At 58.5% G+C, this 17707-nt stretch carries 21 protein-coding genes; 4 read left to right on the top strand and 17 right to left on the bottom strand.

The genetic code is table 11. From position 1 onward, the window contains the following. Positions 1-20: 20 nt before the first annotated feature. From ACP7IZ_RS02780 to ACP7IZ_RS02720, 13 genes are read right to left on the bottom strand one after another with little or no spacing between them, the layout of a single operon-like run. On the bottom strand, positions 21-1058 hold the full coding sequence (locus ACP7IZ_RS02780; RefSeq protein WP_426847752.1) for a hypothetical protein: 1038 nt from the start codon (positions 1056-1058) through the stop codon (positions 21-23). Continuing rightward, positions 1043-1192, bottom strand: coding sequence for a hypothetical protein (locus tag ACP7IZ_RS02775; RefSeq protein ID WP_162269444.1), 150 nt, complete (start codon positions 1190-1192; stop codon positions 1043-1045). Before ACP7IZ_RS02775 ends, ACP7IZ_RS02780 begins: the two co-directional genes overlap by 16 nt. 35 nt (positions 1193-1227) lie before the next feature. Next, positions 1228-1683: a hypothetical protein gene (locus ACP7IZ_RS02770; RefSeq protein ID WP_006117080.1), complete on the bottom strand. Its 456-nt coding sequence runs from the start codon at positions 1681-1683 to the stop codon at positions 1228-1230. A gap of 39 nt (positions 1684-1722) precedes the next feature. Beyond that, the gene (locus tag ACP7IZ_RS02765; protein WP_426847750.1) at positions 1723-2160 is read right to left on the bottom strand and encodes a phage tail fiber protein; all 438 of its coding nucleotides are present in this window, start codon (positions 2158-2160) and stop codon (positions 1723-1725) included. Between the two features lie 2 nt (positions 2161-2162). Beyond that, positions 2163-3317 carry a DUF3383 family protein gene (locus tag ACP7IZ_RS02760; protein ID WP_006117078.1) on the bottom strand — a complete coding sequence of 385 codons (1155 nt, stop codon included), beginning with the start codon at positions 3315-3317 and terminating at the stop codon, positions 2163-2165. An 18-nt stretch (positions 3318-3335) separates the two neighbouring features. Then, the gene (locus ACP7IZ_RS02755) at positions 3336-3908 is read right to left on the bottom strand and encodes a phage neck terminator protein (RefSeq protein WP_426847749.1); all 573 of its coding nucleotides are present in this window, start codon (positions 3906-3908) and stop codon (positions 3336-3338) included. Continuing rightward, on the bottom strand, positions 3869-4249 hold the full coding sequence (locus ACP7IZ_RS02750) for a hypothetical protein (protein ID WP_426847748.1): 381 nt from the start codon (positions 4247-4249) through the stop codon (positions 3869-3871). The genes ACP7IZ_RS02755 and ACP7IZ_RS02750 overlap by 40 nt, the downstream gene beginning before the upstream one ends. Beyond that, positions 4240-4746, bottom strand: coding sequence for a DUF4054 domain-containing protein (locus tag ACP7IZ_RS02745; protein ID WP_426847747.1), 507 nt, complete (start codon positions 4744-4746; stop codon positions 4240-4242). The genes ACP7IZ_RS02750 and ACP7IZ_RS02745 overlap by 10 nt, the downstream gene beginning before the upstream one ends. Positions 4747-4782: 36 nt before the next feature. Then, on the bottom strand, positions 4783-5100 hold the full coding sequence (locus ACP7IZ_RS02740; protein ID WP_006117074.1) for a hypothetical protein: 318 nt from the start codon (positions 5098-5100) through the stop codon (positions 4783-4785). Between the two features lie 46 nt (positions 5101-5146). Then, positions 5147-6184: a major capsid family protein gene (locus tag ACP7IZ_RS02735; protein WP_426847947.1), complete on the bottom strand. Its 1038-nt coding sequence runs from the start codon at positions 6182-6184 to the stop codon at positions 5147-5149. Then, the gene (locus tag ACP7IZ_RS02730; protein ID WP_426847746.1) at positions 6184-6684 is read right to left on the bottom strand and encodes a structural cement protein Gp24; all 501 of its coding nucleotides are present in this window, start codon (positions 6682-6684) and stop codon (positions 6184-6186) included. The genes ACP7IZ_RS02735 and ACP7IZ_RS02730 overlap by 1 nt, the downstream gene beginning before the upstream one ends. Positions 6685-6724: 40 nt before the next feature. Further along, the gene (locus ACP7IZ_RS02725) at positions 6725-7726 is read right to left on the bottom strand and encodes a DUF2213 domain-containing protein (RefSeq protein ID WP_426847744.1); all 1002 of its coding nucleotides are present in this window, start codon (positions 7724-7726) and stop codon (positions 6725-6727) included. Next, positions 7727-9103, bottom strand: coding sequence for a DUF1073 domain-containing protein (locus ACP7IZ_RS02720; RefSeq protein WP_426847743.1), 1377 nt, complete (start codon positions 9101-9103; stop codon positions 7727-7729). 147 nt (positions 9104-9250) lie between these two features. Between ACP7IZ_RS02720 and ACP7IZ_RS02715 the strand changes: the two genes are divergently transcribed. Further along, positions 9251-10402, top strand: coding sequence for a rhodanese-related sulfurtransferase (locus ACP7IZ_RS02715; RefSeq protein ID WP_426847742.1), 1152 nt, complete (start codon positions 9251-9253; stop codon positions 10400-10402). Here ACP7IZ_RS02715 and terL read toward each other — a convergent pair. Genes terL through ACP7IZ_RS02700 form a run of 3 tightly spaced genes read right to left on the bottom strand, consistent with a single transcriptional unit; the run spans position 10399 to position 12569 of the window. After that, positions 10399-11853, bottom strand: a complete 1455-nt coding sequence (gene terL, locus ACP7IZ_RS02710; protein ID WP_426847741.1) for a phage terminase large subunit — start codon at positions 11851-11853, stop codon at positions 10399-10401. The genes ACP7IZ_RS02715 and terL overlap by 4 nt on opposite strands. After that, positions 11834-12040, bottom strand: a complete 207-nt coding sequence (locus tag ACP7IZ_RS02705; RefSeq protein WP_089178653.1) for a hypothetical protein — start codon at positions 12038-12040, stop codon at positions 11834-11836. Before ACP7IZ_RS02705 ends, terL begins: the two co-directional genes overlap by 20 nt. Then, complete coding sequence (locus ACP7IZ_RS02700; RefSeq protein ID WP_089178652.1) at positions 12027-12569, bottom strand: hypothetical protein; 543 nt, start codon at positions 12567-12569, stop codon at positions 12027-12029. The genes ACP7IZ_RS02705 and ACP7IZ_RS02700 overlap by 14 nt, the downstream gene beginning before the upstream one ends. Positions 12570-12731: 162 nt before the next feature. On the opposite strand from ACP7IZ_RS02700, the gene ACP7IZ_RS02695 reads away from it, so the two are divergent. Next, entirely contained in the window at positions 12732-13379 is a 648-nt protein-coding gene (locus ACP7IZ_RS02695) for a hypothetical protein (protein ID WP_426847740.1), read from the top strand. Here the strand turns inward: ACP7IZ_RS02695 and ACP7IZ_RS02690 are convergent. Beyond that, entirely contained in the window at positions 13376-15571 is a 2196-nt protein-coding gene (locus tag ACP7IZ_RS02690; protein WP_426847739.1) for an acyltransferase family protein, read from the bottom strand. The genes ACP7IZ_RS02695 and ACP7IZ_RS02690 overlap by 4 nt on opposite strands. A gap of 165 nt (positions 15572-15736) precedes the next feature. Between ACP7IZ_RS02690 and ACP7IZ_RS02685 the strand changes: the two genes are divergently transcribed. Further along, the gene (locus ACP7IZ_RS02685) at positions 15737-15982 is read left to right on the top strand and encodes a hypothetical protein (RefSeq protein WP_123809127.1); all 246 of its coding nucleotides are present in this window, start codon (positions 15737-15739) and stop codon (positions 15980-15982) included. A gap of 22 nt (positions 15983-16004) precedes the next feature. Next, on the top strand, positions 16005-17348 hold the full coding sequence (locus tag ACP7IZ_RS02680) for a B12-binding domain-containing radical SAM protein (RefSeq protein WP_063354855.1): 1344 nt from the start codon (positions 16005-16007) through the stop codon (positions 17346-17348). The last annotated feature ends 359 nt before the right edge of the window (positions 17349-17707 follow it).

Here is a 17707-nt window from a genome sequence, read left to right as displayed (position 1 = left end):
GCTGAACATAAAAAGGGTTTTTAAATAGAACCAAGCGTAGAAAGTGCTGCCAAAGCAGTGCTATCTCCCCCGCCAAGGCCCTGCATGGCCACACGTGGCGGCAGAGGCGCAGGCTGTGGAGGTGGTGCCGCAAACGGGCTGGCCGTTGGGCGCACAACGCTTTGCCCCTGTAGTGCTGGAGCGGATTGCCCCAAAGGCACAACAGGCTGAACCGCCGCCTGCATAAGAGGAGAGGACGGCAAAAATGCCCCCACCCGGCCTTGTGCAGCAGGCACCGCAGCATGTGGCATGGTTTGCAAAACAGTGCGCTCGGGCTGTTGGGGAACAGAAACACCTTGCCTGAACACAAAAGACTGCAAACCATTCTTGCGTTGCAGGTATTGTGGAAAGGGCTGTATGTGCCGTGGATATTCTGCAATAACCGGCATCTTCCTCAAACTTGCAGACACACTTACAGCGCCTGCTGCCAGCTTTGAGAAACCCCCTGCAACATGCCCAGAACGCTCTGGCAAATATGCAGATAAATAGCGTGGTGGCACAGAAAACGGCCTGCGTGCCAGAATATCCGCAACACTCTGATAAAACTGACGCCCGCACGGTTTTGTAGGCTGCGTAAACTCTAGGCGGCTTACCGCCCTTGGTTGTGCCGTGCTGGCCGCCAATACTGCACGATAAGGGAGCGGAGCCGTATTCTGAAAAACCCTTTGTGATACACTTTGGGTTTCCCGCAAAACAAATGGCACATACGCACTTTGCTCCACATATCCTGCACGTTCCGCACGGCCTGTTGTAGGTGTAAACACAGATGGCCCACTCCCCAGCGCAGGAAGTGGAACAGAAAATACAGGGTTCTGCGCCCCTGCCCCCAAAGGCATATGCACGCCCCCCAGGCTATACTGGTGCAGAAGGTGCAATAACGCTAAAAGACCCTTGTGCTCCTTCTTTTTTACCTGTGCATGGGGCTGCATAAAGCGTTCCAACACACGGCGCAGCCGTTCTAGCAACGGCAACGTTGCACGTTCCCTGCTGTGGGGCAAAGTATTTACAATTTTGGCCATGTTTGGGGGCTTTCCTGCGCGGGAGCATGCGCCATATTCCAGTTGCGGACAGAAAGTATTTCTACAAGCGTATAAAAATCTTCGCTGTCGTAAATGGTTTTCAGATCATGTAACGATGCAAGGCCCGATGCCACAACCGCCGCCATAGCGGGCGAGATATTTACACAGTTTACAACGGGGCCTGTGCGGCCTCTTCCCCCAGCAAAGCCGCCACTAGGGGGAAAAGCTGGTGCGCGGCGGCCCGCAAAAAACCCACATGCAGCCTAAAAGCCTCGGCCCGCACCATGCCCAGAGTTTCGGGTTCTGCAAAATCGGCGGAAATAACAGCTCGTGTTACTTCTGGCCGGTGTGGATCTGGCCGCATTTTAACGCATTGCATCAGCCGGGCCAAAGCGGCATCTAAATCGGCTTCTTCCATAAAGCCAAAAATTTCCAGCCCAAAAGCGGCAAGCCCGGCAAGGCCTGCCTGCGCCATATCCGCCCCCACACGCGCGCCGCCCCGTATGGCAGCCTGCAACACGTGGCGCGCCCAGCTATCTGCGGCAAACGCATCCATGCGTGTCAGCACAAATACCTTGCCTTGGTCTTCCCCCGGCAGGGGGTGCGTGTATTCCACGGTTTTCATGCCTGCCCTTTCCTGTATCTTTTTAAAAACATCTGTTCTTTACAGGGCTGCGGGCAACACGCGCTCCCACAAAATTTCAAAACTGCGGGCTTCCAGCACGCGGCCTGCGCTGGGCATAACGGCCACGGCCTGCAAAAGCCCGCGCACCATGGTATATTTGCGCCCAATGGAAGGCAGTTGAATTTCTGCCCCCAGCCGATACAGCCCGCGCTGGGCATCCTGCGCTGCGGCAATGGCCTCAAACACCAGGCCACTTTCACTGCTGGCCGCCAAAGAGATTGTTTGCCGAACAGGGGTGGGTATCCAGCCTGCGCTCAGGTAGCCATCTATGCTCATTGAGGTTTCTGCCAGATCCCGCATGGTGGTTTCAAAAGCACGATCGGCGGCGTAGTTTTCCAGCGTAATGGGTGTATTGTATAACCCCGGCACCGTAATGGTAAAAACCGAGTTGGCGGCTGTAATATCGTAATCAGACATGCTTACTGCACCTCTACTGTAGCCAGAGAGATAGACTGGACAGACTGCCCATCCATGTAAAAGAACCGTGCCTGCACTGGCCCGCGTTTGGCCCGTGTAGCGGCAGATGCGGTAGAAGCACCGGGCAGCAGGTACCACCCGCGTGTAGCCAGCGTATCTGCAATGCTGCGCCCGGCCTGTGCATTTACCACCTGCGCCTGCGCGGCAGAAAGCGATACGTTGGGCTGGATAGCGCCAAAAGCCACCGCAGTATCAATGGTGTTTTGCACAGCGGTAGCCAGCAGCGTATCACCCTGCGTGGCATAAGGAATTTGCCCCACGGAAGAAAACAGCGTGAGCAGATCAGACTGGAAGGAGGATGTCATCCAGATCTGGTTTAAATAACTGTCTGCCCATGCAAACGGGCCGGACACTGCACCGTTATTGAGAAAACTGAATGTGGAATCCCCACTTTTGTAGGAACCATAAAAGCTGTAGCCATTTTCCAGCAATGCTTGTGCTTGTGTGGCCGTAATATCTGCCGGGGTTACGCCCCCATTGTTGCGGAACATCAGCGTGGTACGCCCGGCATTGCGCTGCGGGTTCATGCTGGCGGCCCAGCCCAAACACAGGGCGGCGGCCAGTGTGCCGTTGCCATCCGTATTGCACAGGCACGTTAGCCCCGGCGTAGCCTGCGCTGTAACAGTGCTGCCAAAACAGGCTGATCCTGCCTGCAAAATGCTGGCATCACTATCCTGCATAATACCCCAGTAGCGGTTGGGGTTTGTGGGCATCCATGCGGCAATAGCCGTTTTGGCTGTGGCATCTGGCTCCTGCGCAAACGCAAAAGCGCACCAATCTGCACTGGCGGCGGCAGCATTTGTAAGGGCTGTGGTGTAATCCGTATCTGCCGGGCTGGCGGGCAGTTGGTAAAAATACAGCGTTTGCGGCAGATCCTGCGCATTGGTGTAGCCCGCAAAGTAAATGCTGGCCATGCTGGCTTCAATACTTTCCGCACCGCATGTGGCTGCGACTTCCGCCGCCGTTGTAAACGTGGAAAGGCCCGAAGAAAGCGCCATATTTGTAGAAAACACAAGCCCATTCAGCAGGTTTGTGGTGCCCCCCGCCGCCAGCACACCCGGCGTGACAGACACAAGGGAAGAAACAGGAAGGATCATGCAGGTTTTACTCGCATTTCAAAGCCTGTCTGCGGCCACGCTGTGCACTGTGGCAGTGGTGGCGGTGGCGGCTGGCAGGGTGATGGAAAAAGTAAGCTGGCTGTGCAGGGTAAGCTGCCAGTGGGGTTCGTATTGTTGTTGCGCGTTAATGTAGGGCAGACACTCGGCATTATCTGCATATAAAGGGGTAATGCGCGGCATATCTTGCTGTTGTGCCACAAGATTTGTAAAAAACGTGGTGCTCCATGCATCACGCCAAAGGGTGAGCAGTGTTTGCGCGGCATCTGCGGCATTCTTGCCAAAAAGGCTGATCTGGGTGGCAAGCTGCTCCTGCCGCAACAGGGTGCAACTTTGCGCCCCATAACGTGTGCTACCCGTGCCAATAGGCTGGCGGTGCAAAGGCGCCATTAACACCAACATGCCGCGTGGAGGTGGCGTGCGGTTTTGCCGGGCCTGCAAAACGGTTGTGCCTGCTGGCAGAACTTCCGTTAAAAAAGTGCGCAAAGCGGCAAATACCGTTTCTTCATCTGGCTGTTGCACAACTTGGGGGCTCATGCCGCCACCTGTTGGGTTACCAACACGCGGCACCATTGGCCGCCCCATGCCTCGGGCTGGGCCGTTACCAGCCAGTGCGCGTTATCAAACACAAACACATCGCCCCCAAACTGATGCGTACGGTCCACCCCACAAATTGTGCCGGGCATATAGATTTCTCGCTGAATGGTGCTTTGGTTTTGCCCATCTGTTTGCGTAAGCTCATCTGTAGGCACGGGCTGCACCCGAATGGTTACGGCAATATCCATGGTGCATGGGGTGGTGGTGCCATCTGCTGCGGTTTTATAACCCGTGTTAACACGCAATATGGCGGGCACAGATGGCAACAAAGCCGCCGTGGCCCCCAAAGCCATGTTGAACAATACGTTCATGGCCATGAAATCACCCTCTGCGGCCAGCCCGGCACATAGCGCCCCATACGCAAAAAGGCAGATGCCGCCCAAAAGGTTGCGCCATAAGGTGTTTGCACCCACCACGCCTGCGTGGAGGAAACCGTGCCCATATCGGCCTGCACCTGCACGCTGCCCATGCGGGCGGTGGTAATGCGCCCTACAAGGGCCGGCGCGCCATCTCCCGCCCCGGTGGCATACGCCCCGCTATGAAGGCCAAGCTGAAGCAGATGCGCTGTAATCAGCATCAGCAAATCTGCCCGGCGGGCCGGGTTGCGCACGGGGGATGTGGCCGAGTTGTTTAAAAACATCCCGGCCTGTGCAAAACACGCGCTTGCGGCATCTGCCCCCGCGCTGGCCATAAGGGCTGGGTAGCGCGCCTTAAAAGCAGCGGCATCAAACACAACGGCCCCATCTTCCGCCATGTTGCAGGCAGTAGATAAGGCAGCCGCTTGCATTGGCTGGTTTTCCGGCATGAAAAACATCCTTTTACATGCTGCAAAATAACGGAAAGTTTGGCTTTATGCGGGTGTAATGCCGGGGGCTGGCGCTGCGGGGTTAAGCGGTTCCATACCCGTGCGCAGGCTGGCTTGCTCCTTGGCTTGGCCTGCGGCTTTTTCTGGCGAGGTTTGCGCAAAAATCAGCCCGGCTTCCAGCGGTGGAAAGCCTGCATATTTTTGCGCCCATGCCTGCCAGAACTCTGCTGGCACGGGGGTAAGCCCATACCCGCCCGCCTTGGCTGTGCGTGCGCCTGCCAGTTCGTGCTTCTGGCCTGCCAGTTCCAGCACAAGCCCGTTGGGCAGCTTGCACCCAACGGTAACTGTTGATGATGTTGCCATGTGTTTTTCCGTTTTTATGCAGGGTTTGCGTTACGCGGTCTGTGTTTTACAGGCCTGTCATGGTGGCAATGCCTGCGGGCATGTAAATAATGGCCCCCCATGTGCCTTGAGAGAGCTTCTGCTTCCATGCCGATGCTTCTGTAACCACTGCATGGGCACGCAGTTTTTCTGTAAATGCGGCTTCTGCGGTTTTCTGCACATCCACGTGGTCGGCCATGATTTGCATGGTCTGCACACCGTTGGCGGCGGCATCTCCGTATTCTACGGCCTGCACAAAGCGCAAATTGGGGTAGGTTTCACGCAGCATGGTTAAGGCGGAAAGGCCAAAACTGTTGCGGCGTGTCAGCAAACCCATGCGGGTTGGGGCAAGGCCCAGCACCATGGGGGTATCCGTATCCACCAGCCCGGCAGTTTGTTTGCGCAACTGGTTGATAAGGGCAATAACGTCATCCTGCCGTTCTTCCGGGGTGGCGTTGTCCCACGCGGTGCCACCTGCGGTTTTGGTGGCGGGGGTAATGGCGGCAGGCAGGCGCGGGTCATTCAGATAGCCATATAGTTTCAGTCCACTGATACCAAAAAAGTATGTCTGGTTCTGAAACTTGTTCAACTTGAGTGCTGCGGCCTCTCGCAGGCTGGCGGCCCATTGCAGGCGGGCCTGCCCGGCCAGCGCCAGTTCCTGCTCACCCCACGCCACAAACACCTGATAATGGTAGGACTGGCGCTCGGGAAAGCTGGGGTTAAGGCTAACCGTGCCATTCTGGTTCCAATCCCCGTAGGAGGAAACCTGCCCTGCCGTTTCCAGCATGGGAAATACAGCCGTTTTAGAAACCCAATCCCCTTTACGCACTTCGCCCAGCAGTTCGGCGGCGCGCATGGGGGCAAAGGCCACCTTGATCAGCCCCGTATCCACCCAGGCAGACATAAAAGCCGGAATACCCGCATTGGCGGTGGTGGAAAGCGCGGGCTGAGCATCCAGCGCCATGCTATCTGATACCAAATGCTCTGCGCCAATCAGGCCGCGCGCATCGGGCACCACAAAGCCAAGGCGGTTAAGTTCTGCCAGTTCTGTGTAAGACGTAACCATTATGCGTGCACCCATGTAGAAATCCGAACCAGCTCACCCACGGCACCGGCAGAGGCTACAAAAAACCCTGTTGCCACCGCGCCATTTACGGTACTGCCCGCTGCGGCAGTTTTAATGGTGCCATCTGTCAGGCTGGCAAAAACGGCCTGCCCCGGCGTGGCCTGTGTGGTGGGCTGCACCCAAAAATCTCCTGCCGTAAACAGCGTTACGGGAAAGCCCTGCGGAATAACCATGCTTTCCGATGCCGTAAAATCCGAGATCTGGGCTGTAAGATCACGATGCACAAAGCCATCTGGCGTGGCGGTGCTGCCACTTGGCGGCATGTTGGCCACGCTTACGCCATCGGCCTGCACCCAGCCAAAAGCAGCCACCGTGCACCCACCAGCAGCCGCCACCAATGCGCCCTCACCCGCCGGAAAAGTGGCTGTGGGGTTGAGAGATGCAAAATCACCCGGCACAGCAGGCGCTGGCTGGATATTGACCTGATTTTGAAAAGACATTTACCTGCCTTGTATCATGCGTAAAGAAAAAAAGGGGAGTTCAGCCGCGCACGCCAATGCGTTCCAGCCCAAAGCGCTGCCGAAAGCCCTGCGTTGCAGCAGCATCCTGCCCCATGATGGCGGATGCCCCACCAGCACGCGGCTGCATGCGGGCATAGCTTTCAAACAGCGGTTTCAGCCCCTGTTCGGGCACGCCGGTTACATCAATACCCGCTTCCTTTAAGGCAAAACCGTAAATGGCGGGGGCGCTGTCCATTGCAACATCGCCCACAAAGGGGCGCACGGCGGCGCGGGCGGTGTGCAGTTCCGCCATCTGGCGCACGGCGCGTTCTTCCGCCTGCTGCACGGCCTGGGCAATGGCTGCATCCATAGTTGCAACGGTAATGGGGGTTTGATCAGGCATGGCCTGAAAGCTCCTGTTATTTAAAGGCATGTTTTGGTTGGGTGCGGCATCGCCAATAATGGCGGAAGGCACGCGCGGCTGGGCCACAAGGGCCAGATGGTTAAAGGCAATATCCGCCATAACCAGCGTATAAGGCGTGCCCATATAAGTGCCCGCCTGCTTAAGAGCCGTGTACCGATACCCCGCAGAAACCGCCCGCTGTGTGCCGTTTTCTATGGCCTTAATGGCCGTGGCATCCCATATTGTTAAGCTGCCTGTCAGGTTGGGTGGGGTAAAGCGCACATCGCTGCCCACCGCGCCCACGGTTATGCTGGCGGGATGATCCTGCGCGCTTACGGGGGTATGCTGCATGAGCACCGGCTTGCCGCGCAGGCTGGGGGCGGCACGCATAAGCGCATCGGGCGGGCGAAAAACGCTGTAAACCTCGTTATCTTTCAGGCCCAGCGCCGCAGCGCCCGGTATTTCTCGCCCGTAATAGGGGCTAACGGTTGCGGCGGATAAAATGCAGTGCGCAATGTGCAAATGCCCATCTGCATCCACCCGGCGCACGCTGGCCCTGTCCAACGCCAAAAGCTGCGTATCTGGCGCAGCCATAGCGTGCGGGCTAGCGCGGGCCTGCCCGGTATTGGGTGTGTTCATTTAAGGCGTGTCCTGTTTTTTGGCGTCAATTTCCGCCTGTTCGGCCTCATCCATCTGCCACAGCGGACGAAAGGTGAAATCTATGTCCGTATCCACCGCGCCCCACACATTCAGCATCACCATGTGCAAAATGCGCGTTAGGTTCGGGCGCAAGAAGGATTCCTGATAAGCGCTGATCCGATCATAAAAAACCCGGATCTCTCCATCTGCCGAGGCGTTCAGCCCGGAAGGCGAAATACCGGCAAACTTTACCAGCGGCTGTTGCGCCACGGTGCAGATTTGCTCCAGCGCCTGCGCCTGCAACTTGTCCAACCCGGCCAGCGGAGCCGCCAGAAGCTCCAGCTTTTCGCGCTCCTTATCCAGCACAAACGTGCCCCTGTTGGAACGAAAGCGGTTAAACGCCTCCACCCGCGCCAAAAGCCCTTCGGGGTCCTGCGCATAAGCCGCCATATCGGTAGACAGGGCGACAATGGAAAACGCATTCAGCAAATCCGAAACACTCTGGCGCGTGCGCAACCAGTTTTCCACATAGGGCCGCGCCATTTGCGTAAGGGAAACACCGCCGAAGTTATAGGCAGGTTTGAGAATATCCGGCACCTCCCGCGCGCAAAACCGCAACAGGCGCGAGGCATGCAAAAGCGTGCCCTGCACCCACCAGCTTTGCGGCCTGTAAAACGCAGGGTGCAGCGGGTTTGTGGTTTCATACGCGGCGGGGGTTGTCCAAACCGGCTCCACCGGCACCAAGGCCCGCAAACTGCCTTTGCGAAAAGTTTCGGGCCGCAACAGCAAAGGTGATGCCAAACCACCCGCCACGGGGGAAAGCCCGGTATCTACATACAGCAGGCCCATGCCGTAATGGCCATCCATTTCCGCCATGCGGCGCAGCACATCACGCACATTCAGGCGGGTAAATTCGGCCTCCAACTGGCTCATGCGCGCGGCTTTGCTCTGCTCCTGCCCTGTGCGGGAGGTAAACACCAGCCACTGGCGCGTGGCCTCGGTGGCAATGGTGTCCACCATGTGCCGATATTCCGCCCGCTGGGCCATTTCCGCCAACCGCGCATAACCGGGAAACACCACCCCATCCGCCACGGCATTGCGCAGCCAGTCCAGCAAACCGGGGGCGCCCTGTGCGGCGGCACTATCCATAGCCAGCGGGGTGGTGCTGCCATTAGCCCGCACCCCACGCGGGGGCCGATACGGCGCAAACACATCTGCCCGCGCAGGAGCCGCCGGGGCCACCTTGGCAACATCTGCCGCAAAAGCCCCTTGGGGCAGCAGCGGCTCCTTCCGTGGCGGGGCTACGGGGGCACAACGCCCGCGCATACGCTGCCACCACCCCGGCATAACGCGGGAAGAAAAAGACAAACCAGGCATACCCTGCCCCTTGTTGAAAATTGAAAAAACGCGGCCACCACACAGCCACAAACCCATATGCACCCATACGGCGCACCCACCCCTCCGCCGCCAAAAACCCATAGTAGGCGCGGAAAAAACTTGTCTGCCCCCGCTGCGGGCGGGTAAATGGGCGGCATTGAAATGCAACCTGATTGCGGTGCTGTAAGCCGTGGCGCGGAACGGATGATCTGCAATCACCCAACAAGCCCAAGGAACCCGCCGAGCATGACTGCCCAGCCCTCTGCCCCAACGCCCGATACGGATAATGCTGCCCTGCCCATTTGCGTGGCAGCGCTTTACCGGTTTACCCCATTTGCAAACCCGGCTGATCTGCGCGGGCCGTTGCAGGATGTGTGCGCCGCCAACGGGGTAAAGGGCATTCTGCTTTTGGCGTCCGAGGGCATTAACGGCACCATTGCAGGCCCAGATCATGGCATTCAGGCCGTGCTGGCGCATATTCGCACCCTACCCGGCTGCGCGGATATTGAGGTCAAGTTCTCCCGCGCGCCAGAAATGCCCTTCCTGCGCATGAAGGTGCGGCTGAAAAAGGAAATTGTCACAATGGGGGTAGAGGGCACAGACCCCAACCACATTGTTGGCACCTACGTTGCCCCCGCAGAATGGAACACCCTGTTAAAAGACCCCGACACCATTCTGATAGACACGCGCAATGATTACGAAGTGGCCGTAGGCACATTTGAAGGCGCGATAGACCCGCAGATTAAAACCTTTCGGGAATTTCCCGCATGGTTCCGCCAGCACCGGAAAGAGCTTTTGGCAAAAGGCCGCAAGCCGCGTGTGGCCATGTTCTGCACGGGTGGCATTCGGTGCGAAAAATCCACCGCCTTTGCCAAAGCCGAAGGGCTGGACGAAGTGTATCATCTGCAAGGGGGTATCCTAAAGTATCTGGAAACCGTGCCAGAGGCAGAAAGCCTGTGGCGTGGGGAATGTTTTGTGTTCGACCAGCGCGTAACCGTAGGCCACGGCCTTAAACCCGGAGAACTGGAACTGTGCCACGCCTGCCGCACCCCCATTACCGCGGAAGACAAAGCCAGCCCCAAGTTTGAAACCGGCGTATCCTGCCCGCACTGCTACGGCCAGTGGGATGAAGCCCGCCGCGCCCGCCATGCAGAGCGTGAACGCCAGGCCCGTTTGGCCGAACAGCGTGGCGAGGCCCATTTGGGGGCCAACATGGCCGCAGAACGCGCCCGCAAACGCCAACAGCGAGAAGAAGAAAAACGCCGCCAGCAGGCCCTTCGCCAGCAGCACACACCTTAAATCCGGGCCAAAAAATCCGGCCCAAAGCGTGGCAGGGGGTGCGCCTCTGCCAGCGCGGCAAAGGCACCGGCTGCGGCATCTACTTGGTCATCATGCGTGGCGGCGGGGAATGCTGCCAGTTCCTCTATAAACGCATGCACCCACGGGGCGCGCAGCAGCAGCACGTTGCCTGCATTCACCTGCGCGGCAAACGGCGCGGCGCGGGTGGCTTTATCTCCTGTTTCGCGCACGCAGCGCACTTTGTAACCGGCCAACCGGCTGGTAAGATACCGCGCCTGCGCCACACCGGCTTGTCCGGGGTCTTGCGGCAATACAATTTCCACACCCACACCATCACGCGCGGCAGTGGCCAACAGGGTGGCTTCCACTTGTGCGGGGTCTCCGCGCAGGCGGATTATATCCGCTACGGCAAAGCGCCCATCTGGCAGGCGGTGCATTTTTACGCCCACTGTCCAATCCGGGTTTTTGCTGCCGGTCTGGCGGGTGGCGGCTAAATCCCACCTGCGCACTGTAGCGCCAGATGCTGCGGGCAAGGCCTCCTGCACGCTGAGCATATGCGTGTGGAACAAATTGCCACAAAGCGGCACCGGGTTTTGCTGATACAGCGCCGCCCATTCCCGCTCCCCCACGGCTTGGCGAATACGCGCAAGTTCTGCCGTATCAAACGCCTGCGGCCATAATGCCTGCCCCGGCGCACGGCCCAGCGCATCAGGCGCCGTGGCCAAAGCGGGCAAATCCAGCACATGCCATGCCTCTCCGGTTTTGTTTTGCATATCGTCCAGCAGGCGGCCTGCCAGATCATCCATGCTCCAGCGTGTCATCACCAGCACAATCGCGCCGCCGGGCATCAGGCGGGTGCGTAACACGGCGCGGTACCAATCCAGCACGGCGGCACGGCGGGCGGGGCTTTCGGCTTCCTGCCTGTCCTTTACGGGGTCATCTATAATGGCCAGATGTGCGCCGCGCCCTGTTAAGCCGCCGCCCACACCCATGCCGGTGTAACCGCCACCCTGTGCGGTGTGCCATACATCACGCGCGCTGCTATCCGCCGCCAACCGCGTGCCGGGAAACAACACCCCATAGCGGGAGGACGCCACAATATTGCGCACATCGCGCCCAAAATCCTGCGCCAGCGTGGCCCCGTAGGAAGCCCCGATAATCTGCCGCTTGGGGTGCCGCCCCAGATACCATGCGGGAAAGCGGCGTGATGTCAGCTCCGATTTGCCGTGCCGGGGCGGCATAAACACCATAAGCCGTGCAATATGCCCGGCCTCCACCTGCTCCAACGTACGGGCCAGCAGGGCGTGATGTGCGCCTGCTTTGTAATCTGGCAACGTATAACGGGCAAAATCCAAAACATGCGTGCGTGCGGCATGCCTACGCGCCAGCTCCGCCCGTGCCACCCTACCCGCCTGTACGGTACGTGCCGTTTTAGGGGCAGCGTGGTGCATCCTTGCGCCCCTCCGCCATTCCGCCGTTTTCTTGCGCCAGGGCGGCCAGTTCCTCATCCGTAAAGGCATCTGCGCTACGCCTGGGCAGAGCATCTGTGGCAAGGCCCGAAAGCTTGGGGTGCATGTAGGGGGCGGCCACTTTGGCGGCATCAAACTGGCGGTCTGTTATGCTTTCATCCCCCTGCATGATGCGGGTGAAGATATCCAGCGGCGTTACGGGTTTTGTGCTGCGCCTTTTGCGGCGCGCCATTGGGGCCAAAGCTGATGGCCCTAATGCGCCCGGCGCGGGTGCTGTTGTCTTGCGGGGCATGGGGGCTTATCCAACCGTGCTGAACAAAAGAAGATCCACAACGCCCAGCCCTGCCGCGGGCTATAAACGGGCGGCCTGTTTCGTGCTGGTGGTGGTGCAGTTCCCGCACAAGGGTGGCCACCATGCGCTGGCATGCAGGGGGCTTTAACCTGCCCACACACAAAAGCCCCGCCACGTGCCCGCGCCATACCGGGCGGCAGCGCAGCACGGCCTGCGCGGGGCAGCCCAACAGCAGGGCTTGCGCCCACCCTATGCACATATCTGCCCGATGCCGGTGGCGTGGCGTGCATACCAGCGGGCACATCAGCACCCCTGTTGGCGCAACCTGCGCCACAACCCACCAGCGGCCACCACCACGCAAAACCGCACCACAGGCCAGCTCTGCCTTACGCAATGCTGTCGGCATGGGAATGTCCTTGGTTTTTACAATTTTTGGGATGATGATTGGGAATTAGGAATGACCACGCGCCATGTCAAAACAAAGCAAACCGGTATGTGAACATACAGTTAAGAACAGTTCACAATCAGGACTGGCAAATATATCGAACGCTGATATAGTGCGCCGCGCGTGACAGAAATACTTGGCAGATTGGGTGATGGGGAGGTCATGGACAGAGCTTGTGCATGGTGTGACCGAATTTACCACACCACCACCCACGCGCCGTATTGCAGCGCCCGATGCCAGAAAAAAGCAGAAAAAGCGCTGCGTGCTGTCTCGGTTGAGCCTATTTCCCACACATCGGATGCAACCCGCGCCATACGTTTTGGGCTGGTAAGCCTGGTGGGCATTGCTGCGGCGGGTTTTGCCATGCTGCTGCTGGCTGGCCCCGTGCCGCTGGAACCCCCGCCCGGTGGGCGCATGCCGCCGGGGGTGGCCTATGCGCTTAACACCGCCCCACCTGCACCGGGGGCGCAGCCTTACCACGTTCTGCCGCCCGCCATGGCCATGCCCAACAGCCCCGCACAGGATATGACCGCGTATCATGAAGGGCAGAACGCCCGCCATGTGTGGAACCGCTGGATTGCCGGTTTAAGTGGTGAGCGCAAACGCGGCGCATTGTTCTGGATGCAGGGCGCGCTGCACCATCGGAGCGATTCGTGCGATGGCACGGCGGGCTTTGCCATGGGCTGTTTTCAGGCCCGCAGGCACCTTTCCCCCATATTGGCCAAATGGAACGATGCCCCAGATTTCTGGCTGGGCTGGAACGCGCCTTAACGGGCCAACACATCATCTAAAAACGCGGCGTGCTGTTGCACAAATCCGGGCCTTAAATGCTTGTCATCGGCATATTTGGGGGTGGCTGGCGGGGTAACAACCGCACAGGCCGGGCCGGTGCCGCAAATATCGGGCCACGCATCCAGCACCTTTGCCCCGGCTTGCGTGGCAACATCCTGCACAAAAGCTGTCTCGGCTGCTGTATCCTTACGGAGTTGCCGGGTGGGAATGCCCTGTTCCAGCAAGGGGGTGTTCACACCAATATGTGCAAGGCTTCGCGCCACCAGTTTATCGGGGCTGAAGCGTGCATCCACCGGGGTAGGCAACACCAGCCATACAGGCCGCGCCCCGTTGCCCGAAAGGCGGCGGATATCCCGCACAAACGCCGCCTGTTTTTGGGCCTGCGCGCCCGGCGTATGCAACAGCACGCGTGGCCAGAACGCCCCCACAACCACAGCCTGCACATTCTGTTGTTGGATGATACGTTGCTGCACGTTTTGCATATTCTGGCAATATGCAAAGGATTTTTCGTAAACCTCGCCAACAAAGGGGCTACAGCTTGGGCCTGCCACAAAAATAACCGTGTGTTTGAGCCGCCCCTGCTGCAACAGCGCCTCTACCCGCGGCCCCCACTGAAACAGCAAACTATCCCCCGTAAACAGCACAGGGCGGCCCGCATGGCCTAGGGTGGCCACTGTTAGCCCGTTTACGTGCGTAACGCGCATATGTGGCGTGGGGGCAAAAATGCCATCTCGCACCGCCAGATTGATAGCAGACAGATCCGTGCCCGCAGGGGTGTGCGCAAACCGCCCCGGCCAGCCTGCCATGTGCCACGTTACCAGCCCCACCGCGCACAGGGCCGCCAGGCCGCCCACAAGGGCCACCGTTTTGCCACGCCCAAAATGCCCGCCGCGCAACGGGTTTTCCACGGCTTTGGTGGTAAGCCACGCCAGCACCAGCGCCGCGCCTATAAGCGCAAACCCCGCGCTGTTATGGATAACCCCAGCCCCTCGCACAATATGAAACCAAGATACCAGCGGCCAGTGCCACAGATATAGCGGGTAACTGATAAGCCCCACCGCCCGCATAGGCCGCGCGGCCAGCACATGCCGGTTCACCCACGCGCCAGCACCTGCCCAAATCAGCAATGCCGTGCCCCCGGCGGGCAACACAGCAAACGGAGCCGGAAAACCCACCCCCGGCCGCAGCACCACAAATCCGGCCAGCACACAGGCCAAACCCAGCACCGCCGCCCCATGCCGCACACCGCTTGCCTGCATAAACGCAGCACACCGCGCCCACATGCCCCCCACGCCAGCCCTTGCGCCACACGCCAATGCCGCACCCGTGGCATTGCCCGGCCTATGCGCCACACCGTGCAGGGCAAGGGCTGCGCCTAGCATGAACTCCCAACCTCGGCTGAAGGGGGAATAAAACCCGGCCCCCGGCCACCACACGCTACACGCCAGACTATATAAAAAGCAGGCCGCACCCGTGGCCCCCACCAGCACACCTGCACGCACCCGCGCGGCAAAGCCCAACGCCAGCACCAGCGGCCAGAACAGATAAAACTGCTCCTCCACCCCCAAAGACCATAAATGCAGCAGCGGCTTAAGCACGGCGGCGCGGTCAAAATAGCCTTGGGCGTGCCACATCAGCAGATTGGCTACAGATGCCGCACCCGCTGCGGCATCCAGCCCCAGGGCGGCAAATTCTGTTGGCAGTAGGGTAAACCACCCGGCCAGCAACGTGGCGGCCAGCACCACCAGCAAGGCCGGGGCCAGCCTGCGCACGCGCCGCGCAAAAAATGACGCCACAGAAAACCGCCCTGCCCCAAAATGCGCCACCAGATGCCCGCTAATTAAAAAGCCGGAGATCACCAAAAACGCATCCACCCCGCCAAAGCCACCGGGCAACACGGCGGGAAAAACGTGGTACACCACCACCCCCACCACAGCCAGCGCGCGCAGGCCATCTATATCTGCACGCCATCCGGCATGGGGGCGGGCTGCAAGCTGGGCAGAACTGCCGGGCCACACCCATGCCGCCACGCGGGCAAACCGCTGGCCCATACCTATGCGCTGCACAAGATAGCCCGCTGCACTACGCACCGTGCCGGAGGGCGCCACGCACCGCGCCCTACCCCGCGCTGCCGCCTGCATAACAGGCCAAAAAAAGCCAACCCCAATCATCCTGCCCCTTTACGCCGCCAGCCCATGCCACCCATTGCCCCTTATATAAACTGCAACACCCCCTACACGCAGGTTTTACAGCACCCTTGGCTTTGCCCCTATGGCCACCCCATACCTCGGCACGGCCTTGGCACGCCGAGCCCCCAACATGCAGGCATAGGAGCCATGCCAAAAGCCCGCCCGCGCCGCATTGCAGGAAACGCATGGATATGCCAAATCCATGCCCTGCGTGCATTCCTGTTATTACAGCGCACGCTGCGCCATACCGCCACCCCGCAGGCCAGCTTGGGGGCTGCGTTTGGTTACGGTGCGCACACATCCGCCATGCTTGAGCGGAGGTGGACAGCCCCCCACCCCTGCTTATGTATATTCCGTAACAAAGGGGCACCATCTGCCCATTTTTTCTTTTAATACAGCAGATCCTGATACCCACATGCCAGCAAATGACCTACGCCTTCTGATCATTCAGCCCACGCATTATAAAGCCCCCACGGACCGAACGCTGTTCAAAACCAAGCGCCGACAGATGGTGCCGCTTGCCCTGCCGTATCTGGCCGCCCTTACCCCGCCAGAATGGAAGGTAACGCTGCTGGATGAACAGCTTGAAGATATAGATTTTGATGCGCCGGTGGATGTTGTGGCCCTTACGGCCTGGACGCTCCATTCCTACCGCGCTTACGATATTGCCAAGGAATTTCGTAAACGCGGCGTAAAGGTTATTATGGGCGGCCCCCATGTGTATTTTAACGCCGAAGAAGCCGCAGAGCACGTAGATGCCGTGGGCGTGGGTGAGGCCGAACCCATCTGGAAAGAAATGCTGGATGATGCCGCCGCCAACCGGCTGAAAAGCATTTACCGCGCCACCCCCCTTAAGGAACTGAACGGCCTGCCCGCCCCAAGGTATGACCTGCTGGACCTTAAAAAATTTGGCCCCTTCCGCACCTTTGCCGTGCAATCCTCCCGCGGGTGCCCGTTTGTGTGCGATTTCTGCTCCGAACGGTTCTACCTTGGTGGCCGCTACCGCTGGCGCCCGGTGGACGAAATGGTGAACGAGCTGAAGCTGATCAAGAACCGTGGCAGCCACTTCTTTTTTGGTGAAAGCAACTTTGGCGGCAAAAAAAGCCGCGCCATGGAACTGATGGAAGGGCTGGTGCCGCTGGGTATCCGCTGGTCTACCCTGTGGTCTTCCAATTTGTGCCTGGATAAAGAGTTTCTGGATCTGGCGCGCAAATCCGGCGTGATGCACGTAAATATCGGTATTGAAAGTATTGATAAGGATATTCTGGACGGCATGCGCAAAGGCTGGAACAAAGCCAGCCGCTACCATGAAATGTTCGAAAACCTGCGCCAGCGCGATATCAGCTACTCGCTCAACTTCATCTTTGGTTTTGATGATGAAGACCACGATATCTACCGTGCCACTATCTCCTTTCTAGAAGAACACAAGGTGCCTGCGGCGTATTTTAACATCCTTACGCCCACCAAAGGCACGGCGCTGTTTAACCGTATGGAAAAGGCAGGCCGTATTATCAACGCGCCAGAAATTGACCGCTGGCCCGGCCAAATCTGCCAGATCTGGCCCAAAGATTGCTCCCCCCGGGAAATGGAAGCCCGCATTCAGTGGATGTATAAAAAGTTTTACTCCATGCGCTCCATCTTCAAGCGGCTGCCCTTTCCGCCGCGCACCCGCTCGGACATGTCATCGTGGATTTTGGATCTTACAGAACGCCGCATGGCTTTTTCCTCCACCGGCAATAACGATTTCGATATCTACTAACATTTTGCACACCCGGCCTTTCCCCCGCCACAGTGCGGGGGAAAGGTTCTGGCAGACCATAACCAAATTGCATTTCAGATATACTTAATTTGCATATAATGTGTGCAAAGCATACAACAGATTGATAATCACGTTAGATAAACATTTACACATTCCCTCGCATTGGAAAAAAATTCTTACATTGCTGTTATAATTTCTAGTTTTCCAATTTTTAGCTTCTGCGTATCTTTTGCGTAAATGCATTTTTCATGGATGCACCAAACAAAATCCGTATAAATTTCAATAAATAAAAATATTACCTTTTAATTTTATTTGGATTATTTGTATTTTTACTTAAGTTAAATTTACATATACACAAC

It is taken from the genome of Acetobacter sp. AAB5, assembly GCF_050106715.1.
In the GTDB taxonomy this organism is placed as follows: domain Bacteria; phylum Pseudomonadota; class Alphaproteobacteria; order Acetobacterales; family Acetobacteraceae; genus Acetobacter; species Acetobacter oryzifermentans.
The sequence above is the reverse complement of the archived record's forward strand: the minus strand, read 5'-3'. Positions and strand labels throughout refer to the sequence as shown.

What these genes read in the sequence shown, in the direction of transcription:
- ACP7IZ_RS02730 (WP_426847746.1), bottom strand. Translation starts at nt 6,684, where the DNA reads ATGTCTTTTCAAAATCAGGTCAATATCCAGCCAGCGCCTGCTGTGCCG.
- ACP7IZ_RS02690 (WP_426847739.1), bottom strand. Translation starts at nt 15,571, where the DNA reads ATGATTGGGGTTGGCTTTTTTTGGCCTGTTATGCAGGCGGCAGCGCGG.
- ACP7IZ_RS02735 (WP_426847947.1), bottom strand. Translation starts at nt 6,184, where the DNA reads ATGGTTACGTCTTACACAGAACTGGCAGAACTTAACCGCCTTGGCTTT.
- ACP7IZ_RS02725 (WP_426847744.1), bottom strand. Translation starts at nt 7,726, where the DNA reads ATGAACACACCCAATACCGGGCAGGCCCGCGCTAGCCCGCACGCTATG.
- ACP7IZ_RS02760 (WP_006117078.1), bottom strand. Translation starts at nt 3,317, where the DNA reads ATGATCCTTCCTGTTTCTTCCCTTGTGTCTGTCACGCCGGGTGTGCTG.
- ACP7IZ_RS02745 (WP_426847747.1), bottom strand. Translation starts at nt 4,746, where the DNA reads ATGTTTTTCATGCCGGAAAACCAGCCAATGCAAGCGGCTGCCTTATCT.
- ACP7IZ_RS02765 (WP_426847750.1), bottom strand. Translation starts at nt 2,160, where the DNA reads ATGTCTGATTACGATATTACAGCCGCCAACTCGGTTTTTACCATTACG.
- ACP7IZ_RS02740 (WP_006117074.1), bottom strand. Translation starts at nt 5,100, where the DNA reads ATGGCAACATCATCAACAGTTACCGTTGGGTGCAAGCTGCCCAACGGG.
- ACP7IZ_RS02680 (WP_063354855.1), top strand. Translation starts at nt 16,005, where the DNA reads ATGCCAGCAAATGACCTACGCCTTCTGATCATTCAGCCCACGCATTAT.
- ACP7IZ_RS02780 (WP_426847752.1), bottom strand. Translation starts at nt 1,058, where the DNA reads ATGGCCAAAATTGTAAATACTTTGCCCCACAGCAGGGAACGTGCAACG.
- ACP7IZ_RS02755 (WP_426847749.1), bottom strand. Translation starts at nt 3,908, where the DNA reads ATGGTGCCGCGTGTTGGTAACCCAACAGGTGGCGGCATGAGCCCCCAA.
- terL (WP_426847741.1), bottom strand. Translation starts at nt 11,853, where the DNA reads ATGCACCACGCTGCCCCTAAAACGGCACGTACCGTACAGGCGGGTAGG.
- ACP7IZ_RS02685 (WP_123809127.1), top strand. Translation starts at nt 15,737, where the DNA reads ATGCCAAAAGCCCGCCCGCGCCGCATTGCAGGAAACGCATGGATATGC.
- ACP7IZ_RS02750 (WP_426847748.1), bottom strand. Translation starts at nt 4,249, where the DNA reads ATGGCCATGAACGTATTGTTCAACATGGCTTTGGGGGCCACGGCGGCT.
- ACP7IZ_RS02705 (WP_089178653.1), bottom strand. Translation starts at nt 12,040, where the DNA reads ATGCAGGGGGATGAAAGCATAACAGACCGCCAGTTTGATGCCGCCAAA.
- ACP7IZ_RS02715 (WP_426847742.1), top strand. Translation starts at nt 9,251, where the DNA reads ATGGGCGGCATTGAAATGCAACCTGATTGCGGTGCTGTAAGCCGTGGC.
- ACP7IZ_RS02700 (WP_089178652.1), bottom strand. Translation starts at nt 12,569, where the DNA reads ATGCCGACAGCATTGCGTAAGGCAGAGCTGGCCTGTGGTGCGGTTTTG.
- ACP7IZ_RS02720 (WP_426847743.1), bottom strand. Translation starts at nt 9,103, where the DNA reads ATGCCTGGTTTGTCTTTTTCTTCCCGCGTTATGCCGGGGTGGTGGCAG.
- ACP7IZ_RS02770 (WP_006117080.1), bottom strand. Translation starts at nt 1,683, where the DNA reads ATGAAAACCGTGGAATACACGCACCCCCTGCCGGGGGAAGACCAAGGC.